Genomic DNA, 7815 nt, shown 5'->3' with positions numbered 1-7815 from the left:
TGAGACACGTCGCACACTGACCAGGCGCCCGAGGTCCTCGCCTTCGGCAGCCAGTTCGTACTCGATGCCTGCCTCGTGGAGCAGCTGGTTGACCTTCCACCGGTACAGGATGCGTGCCGGGCCGTTGTGGAACTCCGAGTGGTGCCATCCGCAGTTGCTGTAGGAGTGGTAGCGCCGCATGCGGGGGCGGCTCACAAGGTCATGGAACACCTCGATCAGTCCGTAGAAGGTGTCCTCGTCCCACGTCTCCGGTGCAAGAGGCCATAGGTCCGGGATGCCCAGGCGTCTGTCGATCACCTCGGAAGCGTCGGGCCGCTCGCTGTAGTCGTCGACGCATTCCTCGCCGAACACCTCAACCAGGTAGCCGCTGTCGGTGAACTCGCCGATGAGCCGGGCGAAGTCACGCCGGATGTCGCGCGGGGTACTGCCGTCGTGAGTAAGTCCGTTTTTTCCGCGGCGCTGTGGCCAGTATGGCCGGGGCGCGGTCGCGTGCCTGAGGTCGGAGGCTCGGTTGATGAGCTCGGTGAACCAGTCCCGCTGGTCCATGACCGCCTGCTTGGTGCCCCAGCCGGTGGCACTGGTCGCCCAGGGATCAGCTGTCGGCGCGGTGTGGCTGGGCAGGTCCTCAAAGTCGGCGACTGCGGTTGTGCCAGCCAGGGCCTCCGTCATGAGCCATATCGCCCGGCCCTGCCAGGGGCCCGTGGACCGGAGGACGCGTTCGCCTTCGGACGCGAACAGCGATGCAGGCCAGAGGAGTTCGTAGTTGTTCAGGTCCAGACTCACCGCAACATCATCACCTATTGGGGACGGCTCCAGGCCCTCAGTGATGCATTCGCGTCTCAGTCCCGGATGAGTTCCTGGAGCTGCGACGGCGAGTCGCGCTACCTGGAGAACCCGGCCGAGCGGGTCGAAGACGTCCGCAGCCCGGTCGACTACCTGATCACCCTGGCTGTCCCGGCTGGGCGTGCAGCCGCTTGAGGCGCCGTCTCCCGCCCCAGCGGCCAAGCGTTCGACGAAAGGGACCCGGGCAAGGCGGAGCAGGCGTTCCAGCGGGGCCTGGCAGCCCTCGCGCAATGGGTGGAATGGGAAGGCGCCCACCGGCCTATACCGCGCGGCCACAGCGAAGAGACCGCGGTCGACGGCGAGACAGAGCCGGTGAACGTGAAACTGCGCGTATAGGTCTCGAACACCAAGACCCGGCGGGACAAGCTCAACGCGAAGCAGCTGGACGCACTGCGGAAGCTGGGCACGGAGTGGGCGTAAGGCCGACAGCGGGACCCCAGAGCCGCGATGGTCCTGGGGCCCCCGCTGCCGGCAGGGGTTAGGCCGTCAGCTTCTTGAAGACCGTCTCGAAGCGGTTAAGGGTTTCGTCGTCGACCTGCGCGAAGAAGGCGTCCTTGTCCTGGGTGAGCTGGTGCGCGGGCCCGACGTGGTCGAAGTCCCGCGGCTTGTGCTGCCGCTCCCGGGCGATCCCGATGCGCTTGAGGATCGGGAGAGGCGTGTCGGGTGTGATCAGGTCCTCCTCGTTGATGGTGACCTCGGTGGCCCTGTTGTGGAGCCAGAGGTAGTCCTTGGTGGAGAACAGGTCCTCGATGTCGGCCGTCTCGGGGAGCCCTTCGAGTTGACCGATGACGGTGATGTGGGTGGCATCGACGTTGGAGGCCTGGGCTGCGCTGAGGACCTTGGTGGTCACCTTGGTGGTCTCGGCGCCGTCGACGAGTGCGCGGACGGACAATCGGCGTCCCATGACGGCGATGAAGGCTGGCATGTTGCCGATGCCGCCGACCGGGATGATGGCCAGCCGGGGGTCGAGGCCGGTGCGGCCCTGACTGATCAAGTAGTCGGACAATCGCATGAGGAAGATGAAGTCGCTGCTGCCTTCCACGGCCAAGAGCGGGCCAGCTCCAAGGAACAGGTGCTGCGCCACGGAGTATCCGAGCGCCGCCTCTACCGGCAGGATCGTCTTGGGGTCCGCGGAGAGGCTCACCGAGGTGATGACCACGCCCAGATTCGAGTCGTCGCGGGTCGCCTGGTCGTGGATGGCACGCATCGTCTCGTACCGCGTGGGGTCGATCATGTGCTGGGAGTGGGTGGTGTAGAGGACCTGCTGCTGAGGTCCGAGCTCCCCGTAGACGTACCGGAGGAAGTCGCCCTGGGCCTCGCCGTGCAGGCTGGTGCCCGGTTCGTCGAGCAGGACGACGACTCGCTCATCGGTGTCGCGGTAGGCGCTGAACGCTGCGAGGAAGGAGAAGAACCACTGGAAGCCGGTGGAGCGGGTGGAGAAGTTGGTCTCCACGCCGCCGTGCCGGTCGTCGCGCAGCTCGATCTTGAGCAGCCGGTGGTGGGGCTGCGGCTGACCGTTGGCATCCGGGGGCATGGGGATCAGGTCGGTGTCGAAGACGACGGTGAGGTCCTGGTTCTGCTTCCAGTACTCGAATACCTGTGCGCTCAGGTCCAGGCTGGCGGCCTGGAGCTCGGCCTTGCGGCTGGCGTAGTCGTCGTCCAGGAAGTCGTCCGGCCCCTCCCCTGCGAGGCGGAGGAGGGACATCATGGTCTCATCGCCGCGCTCCCACTGCTTGGCCTTCGCGCGTTCGGCGAGCGCGTGGAGGTCGCAGTCACCGGAGAGCATCTCGTAGGTGGAGAAGTAAAAAAAATTTCGGGAGCAGCTCGATCAGCTGCTCATGCTGCCCGTCGTCGAGGTTCCCTTCGACGTACTGCTTGCGCTGGTCCAACTCGGTCGGGACCTTCTCGATCGCCTTGACCCGGGCCGTCTTCTTGCCACCGCCCACTTCCTTCGCCCGGGCCTTCGCCGCTGCGCTCACAGCCTCGATGGTCGTGTGGTCCGCGGCGATGGCCTTCTGATCGTCTTCATCGTCGACGCCGGCTTCTTCGAAAACGTCCGCCAGGACGTCCTCTAGGGCGCAGTACACCTCTACTCGGAGACTGCTGTCGTACAGGCGTGACGCCTTGACGTACGCCCCCGCTGGCGGCCGTACACCGACCACTTCTTCGATCGCGTCGAAATCCGCGTCCTCCAGATCGAAGACAGCCGTCACTGGGGCGAACGTGTCGAGATCCTTCGTGCGCCGGTCCCTGGACAGGTTCCGCCGCGGATAGTCGGTGGTGACATGGAAGTCGTCGGCGTTGTTGGCCGGATTCAGCCGATGCAGAGCCTTGAGGACGGTTGTCTTGCCCGACTCGTTTTTGCCGATCAGGCACGTGACCTGGGGGTCGACCGCCATGGTCTGCTTGTTCGTGATGTTGCGAAACGCCTCGATCTCCACTGACGTCACCAGCATGGCACTCCCCTCCAAGGACCCCGTTGTCCTTGTCTGTTTCGTTGCAGCGCGCAACCCGTGCCAGACGGGACAGGTACCGCGTGTTATGGCTTAATCCGCCAGTATGAATCCCGACACTGACAGCGGTGTCCCAAATTCTGTCGACGGACGTGCTGGCAGCTGCGGCGCCTGCCTCGGAAGGGCGGCCGGCCGCGGCGCCCCAAGCGCACCGACCAACCGGCAGCTGCCTGCCCGGCGTCGCACGCGAGCAACACCAGCGGCGCCTGGCCGACGGCCGCGCCACCGCCCAGAAGCACACCGCATTGGCGTTACCGAAGTGATCACTCCGGCCGACGAAGCCGGGCCAGAGCAGGCGGCTGCGCCTGTGTGTCCGCAAGGCTCCTGGCGCCGTCCGGGTCACCGGCTCCCTTGAGCTCTAGGGGCGCAGCGTTCGGGCGGTCTCCAGTGGCCTGCCGACGCTCGGCCGCCGCCCAGGAGGCCTTCCACTCTCGGGCCACCAGCACAACGCCACCGAGCCCTGATGAAGCTGCGCTCCTCGACCTCGCGCAGCTCGTCAAGAAGACCCGCAACGGTGTCTACCAGCTCAACGCCATGCTCGCCGGCTACCTCACACCTGCCGACTGCGCCGCTGCCATCGCCGACATGGACCCGGCCGAACGTCTCAACGCCCCCGATTTCGTTGAGCGGTATCACGAGGCCGTGCAGATGTACCAGGATGAACTGGCGAAGGAGCGCCGCGCACGCGAGGAACAGAAGAGGGCAGTGGCCTCGCGCCGGGGCGCTCTTCACGCTGTCGGGTAGCGGCACCACCCAGCTGTCTGCGATTGGCACCTGGCCCGGGGGCTCCGCGTGAAGGTGCGGTGGCTGTCGCCTTGGGTGTTGCTAGGGGATTTGCGTCGAGTCTGTCGTTTACTCGACGGAGGGAATGGAGTCAATCTTGGCGTTCAAGCGCAGGCCCGCCGACTTTGCCATGTCGGATGACCCGGTGGATCTGTATCGGATTCTGGCCCTGAATAATCGTGGGCCGGAAGCGGTGTGGGGGCACCAGCAGGACGTCCTCAGAGACTGGCATCGAGGGATGTCGGACGAGCCTGATGTGGCAATCGAGCTGCCCACCGGCGCGGGTAAGACACTCGTCGGTGGTCTCATTGCCGAATTTCAACGCCGGAAATCTGGTGAGCGCGTCGCATACGTCTGCCCCACAAGGCAGTTGGCCCGCCAGACTGCAGCAGCGTTCTACGACTACGGAATCCCGAATGTGCTCCTCATCAACAAGGTGGCCACTTGGAATCAGGCGGATCGTAATAGGTACGTAGGTGGTGAGGCAATTGCCGTCACTGTCTACAGCCACGTCTTCAATTCCAACCCCGCCATCGACGACGCGGCGATGCTGATCCTGGACGATGCCCATGCCGCCGAGGGGTACGTGGCCAGCCCATGGAGCCTGAGCATCTCCCGAAAGACCGAACCTGATGCGTACAAGGACGTCCTCTCCGCCGTTCGGACCGCCGTCGACCCGCTGGTCTACACCCGACTGAGCACTCCGGACGCGGACGGCTCCCAGTCCTCGTACGTGTACCTTGCCTCGCCCATCGGTATCGCCGAACAGGCCGCCCTCCTGGAGCAGGTTGTCGCGACCGCCTCCCGCGCGGACAAGCTGAGCACCAGTGCCACGCACGCCTGGAAACTCCTACAAGGACGTCTGGACCGGTGCCAGGTGTACCTCTCCTACGGCGAGATCCTCATCCGTCCGTTGATCCCACCGACAGGACACCACCAGGCCTTCAGCGGTGCCGCGCGCCGTATCTACATGAGCGCCACCCTCGGGGACGGGGGCGAACTGGAGCGCGCCTTCGGCCGCCGCAAGAAGATCGCACGGATCCCTGTCCCCAAGGGCTGGGAGAAGCAGGGAACCGGGCGCCGGTTCTTCCTTTTCCCTGAACTCACCAGCGACATGGCCTCGGCGCCCGGCCAGCTGCCCGACTTCGTCGCCGGCGTCATCGCCGGTACCAGCCGGGCCGTCGCCCTGACCCCAGACACCCGCACTGCCAAGCAGTTCAAAGCGCGCTACACCCCCGTCGGCCGTACCGTCCTCGAAGCCGCGGACGTCGAAGACGATCTCAAGGTCTTTACGGACCGGGACAAGGCCCTCCTGGTCCTGACCAACCGCTACGACGGCATAGACCTACCCGGAGACCACTGTCGCCTCGTCGTCCTCGACGGCCTGCCCGCGAGGGGGGATCTCCAGGAACGCTTCCTGCACGAATCCCTCGGTGCCACCGAAGTACTCCAAGAACGCATCCGAGCCCGCATCGTGCAGGGCGCTGGCCGCGCCACACGGAACAACCGCGACTGGGCCGCTGTCATGGTGCTCGGCCAGGCGCTGACTTCATACCTCTCCGGGCCAGACCACCAGGCCGCCTTGCACCCAGAAGTCCACGCCGAGGTCGAATTCGGCAGGCGGAACAGCCTGGGCACCTCCTCAGCCGAGATGCTCGACAATCTCCGCGTCTTCCAAGAGCACGGCCAAGAGTGGGCCGACGTCGACGGCGACATCGTCACCGCTCGCGAGGAATACACCCGCACCACCGCACCCAGCGCCGCAGAACTGCAGAACGCTGCCAGGCACGAGGTGGACGCCTGGAACGCGATCTGGAACGGCCAGTGGGAGTGGGCCCTGACCGCCGTCCAAAGAGTCCTCGACAAACTCGCCGGCGCACGCACCCCGCAGCGATATGCCGCCTTGTGGAATTACCTCGGCTACAGCCTGGCCGAACGCCTCACGCAAGAAACCGGTGACCAGGCGTACAAGGACACCGCAGCCCGCTACTACCGGGACCTCCAGCGCCGGGGCCAGACATCCAACTTCCTTGCTCACCTCGTCGCCCCCAGCGACCAGGCACACGCACCCACACTCGGAGTGCTCGACCCGGTGGACGAGGCCGCCATGCGCGGCATCGCCTCCCACACCGACCTCCACCGCGCCGACCACTTCGAAGCCGCTCTCAACAAAACCCGCGCCGGACTCGCAGGCACCGAATACCGCGCCTACGAAGCCGGGCTCGTCAGCCTCGGCACCTTCGCTGGCGCCTCAAGGAGCTACGGAAACGACGACGACGCCGAGCCCGCCGCACCGGACACTGTCTGGATCTTCGACGACACCCGATGGATCACCTGGGAAGCAAAGAGTGAAGCCTCCACCACCGGAGAAGTCGGCCCCGACAACGTCCGCCAGGCACAAGCCCACTTGAGGTACACAGAGACAGAACGGCAAGAGTCCGCCCCCAGCGGGTCGATCGCCCTGCTCATGTCACCGAAACCGAAGGTACTGCCTGCAGCCCGCATGCTCGCCGAGGACTACGTCTACCTCGTCCGGCCGTCCACCGTCCTGGAAATCCTCGACCGTCTCGCTCGAGCGTGGCGGACCGCTCGCGGCCGCACCATCAGCACACTGCCGGTCAGCACGCTTGCTGAGATCTTTCAGGCCGAAGAAGCACTCCCATCGCAGTGGCTCCCCTTGCTCCAGGCCAGTCAGCTGAAGCAACAGGCTTCGTAAACGATCTCGTCAGACCGCTTGACCAGGGAAAGCTCATGAGCAACCAGCCCACTGGCGACGATGTTCCGGCGGTAGAGCACGACCCATCACCGCAGGCCGAAGACGTCGCGAATGCGGACAGTCCGGCGGTCGCAACGGCTAAGGCCTTGGCCGTCTCTCGAATTGACGCAGCAAGGATATCCCGACGGGCTGCTCAAAGAAGGGATATGTGGATCGGCACACCCATCCTGTTTGGCACCCTCGCTGGCGGCGAACTACTCGTCTTGCACTTCTTGCGTAGCCCCGAGAACTACAGGCCGAACCCTGCCTACTTGATATGGGGCGGCGTATGCCTGTTCGTAGCCTTGGTGACCATCGCCATCGGCGGAGTTCGAAGGTCCAGTCGAACTGCCGCGTTTGAGGAAGTAATACGCGTTGAAGAATTCAACCTGCGGACGGCGGAGTTGGACTACCAACCGCAGGCGGACGCACCGCTAGCCGCGAACCGCACTCTCCTGCAGGAGTACCACCGACTGTCGACCAACCAAGCACGGTCGGCCTTCAGGCTCGCCCAATGGGTGATGGGGACAGCAGCAGTTCTCGTCCTCGCTGGCGCCATCGCCGTCGCGATCGCACCTACCCCGAACCCCTCGGCCGCGCTGTATGCCGAGCCCGGGCGGCCGCCTACTGCTTACGAAGTCCGCCGAGCACTCGTTCGAGGAGACTTGTGTCGGGTTGGCCGCCGGCGTTCTCGCTTCCTCCCGGTTGATGAATGGCAACGAATCCTGCTTCCGCCAGATCAGACACCAGAATGCGTGCGACCCCCAGGGGGATGGAGAGCAGCGCCGAGATTTCCGCCACCGACTTGATGTCACGGCACAGGTAGCAGATCCGCTGATGCTCCGGCAGCAACCCCATCAACCGCTGATCGTCGACAGTGGTCACCACGAGTGCCTCGATGGCCAGTTGGTATCGCGGCAC

7 protein-coding genes are annotated in these 7815 nt (G+C 65.2%); 3 read left to right on the top strand and 4 right to left on the bottom strand.

The features are described 5' to 3' along the window. Positions 1-783, bottom strand: a 783-nt coding sequence (locus ACSYGO_RS46410; protein ID WP_460390508.1) for a hypothetical protein, incomplete at its 3' end; no start/stop codon positions are given. 66 nt (positions 784-849) lie between these two features. On the opposite strand from ACSYGO_RS46410, the gene ACSYGO_RS46405 reads away from it, so the two are divergent. Beyond that, positions 850-978 carry a hypothetical protein gene (locus ACSYGO_RS46405; protein ID WP_460390507.1) on the top strand — a complete coding sequence of 43 codons (129 nt, stop codon included), beginning with the start codon at positions 850-852 and terminating at the stop codon, positions 976-978. A gap of 343 nt (positions 979-1321) precedes the next feature. Here the strand turns inward: ACSYGO_RS46405 and ACSYGO_RS46400 are convergent, their stop codons facing one another. Both ACSYGO_RS46400 and ACSYGO_RS46395 read right to left on the bottom strand, forming a co-directional pair. Further along, on the bottom strand, positions 1322-2629 hold the full coding sequence (locus ACSYGO_RS46400) for an ATP-dependent nuclease (protein ID WP_460390506.1): 1308 nt from the start codon (positions 2627-2629) through the stop codon (positions 1322-1324). Continuing rightward, positions 2616-3299: an AAA family ATPase gene (locus ACSYGO_RS46395; protein ID WP_460390505.1), complete on the bottom strand. Its 684-nt coding sequence runs from the start codon at positions 3297-3299 to the stop codon at positions 2616-2618. Before ACSYGO_RS46395 ends, ACSYGO_RS46400 begins: the two co-directional genes overlap by 14 nt. Before the next feature lie 444 nt (positions 3300-3743). Here ACSYGO_RS46395 and ACSYGO_RS46390 point away from each other — a divergent pair, with 444 nt between their 5' ends. Continuing rightward, positions 3744-4100, top strand: a complete 357-nt coding sequence (locus tag ACSYGO_RS46390) for a MarR family transcriptional regulator (RefSeq protein ID WP_460390504.1) — start codon at positions 3744-3746, stop codon at positions 4098-4100. Positions 4101-4236: 136 nt separating this feature from the next. Further along, positions 4237-6855 carry a DEAD/DEAH box helicase gene (locus ACSYGO_RS46385; protein WP_460390503.1) on the top strand — a complete coding sequence of 873 codons (2619 nt, stop codon included), beginning with the start codon at positions 4237-4239 and terminating at the stop codon, positions 6853-6855. 663 nt (positions 6856-7518) lie between these two features. Here ACSYGO_RS46385 and ACSYGO_RS46380 read toward each other — a convergent pair. Beyond that, on the bottom strand, positions 7519-7779 hold the full coding sequence (locus ACSYGO_RS46380) for a DUF742 domain-containing protein (RefSeq protein WP_460390513.1): 261 nt from the start codon (positions 7777-7779) through the stop codon (positions 7519-7521). Between the last annotated feature and the right edge of the window lie 36 nt (positions 7780-7815).

It is taken from the genome of Streptomyces krungchingensis, from assembly GCF_054729265.1.
The sequence above is the reverse complement of the archived record's forward strand: the minus strand, read 5'-3'. Positions and strand labels throughout refer to the sequence as shown.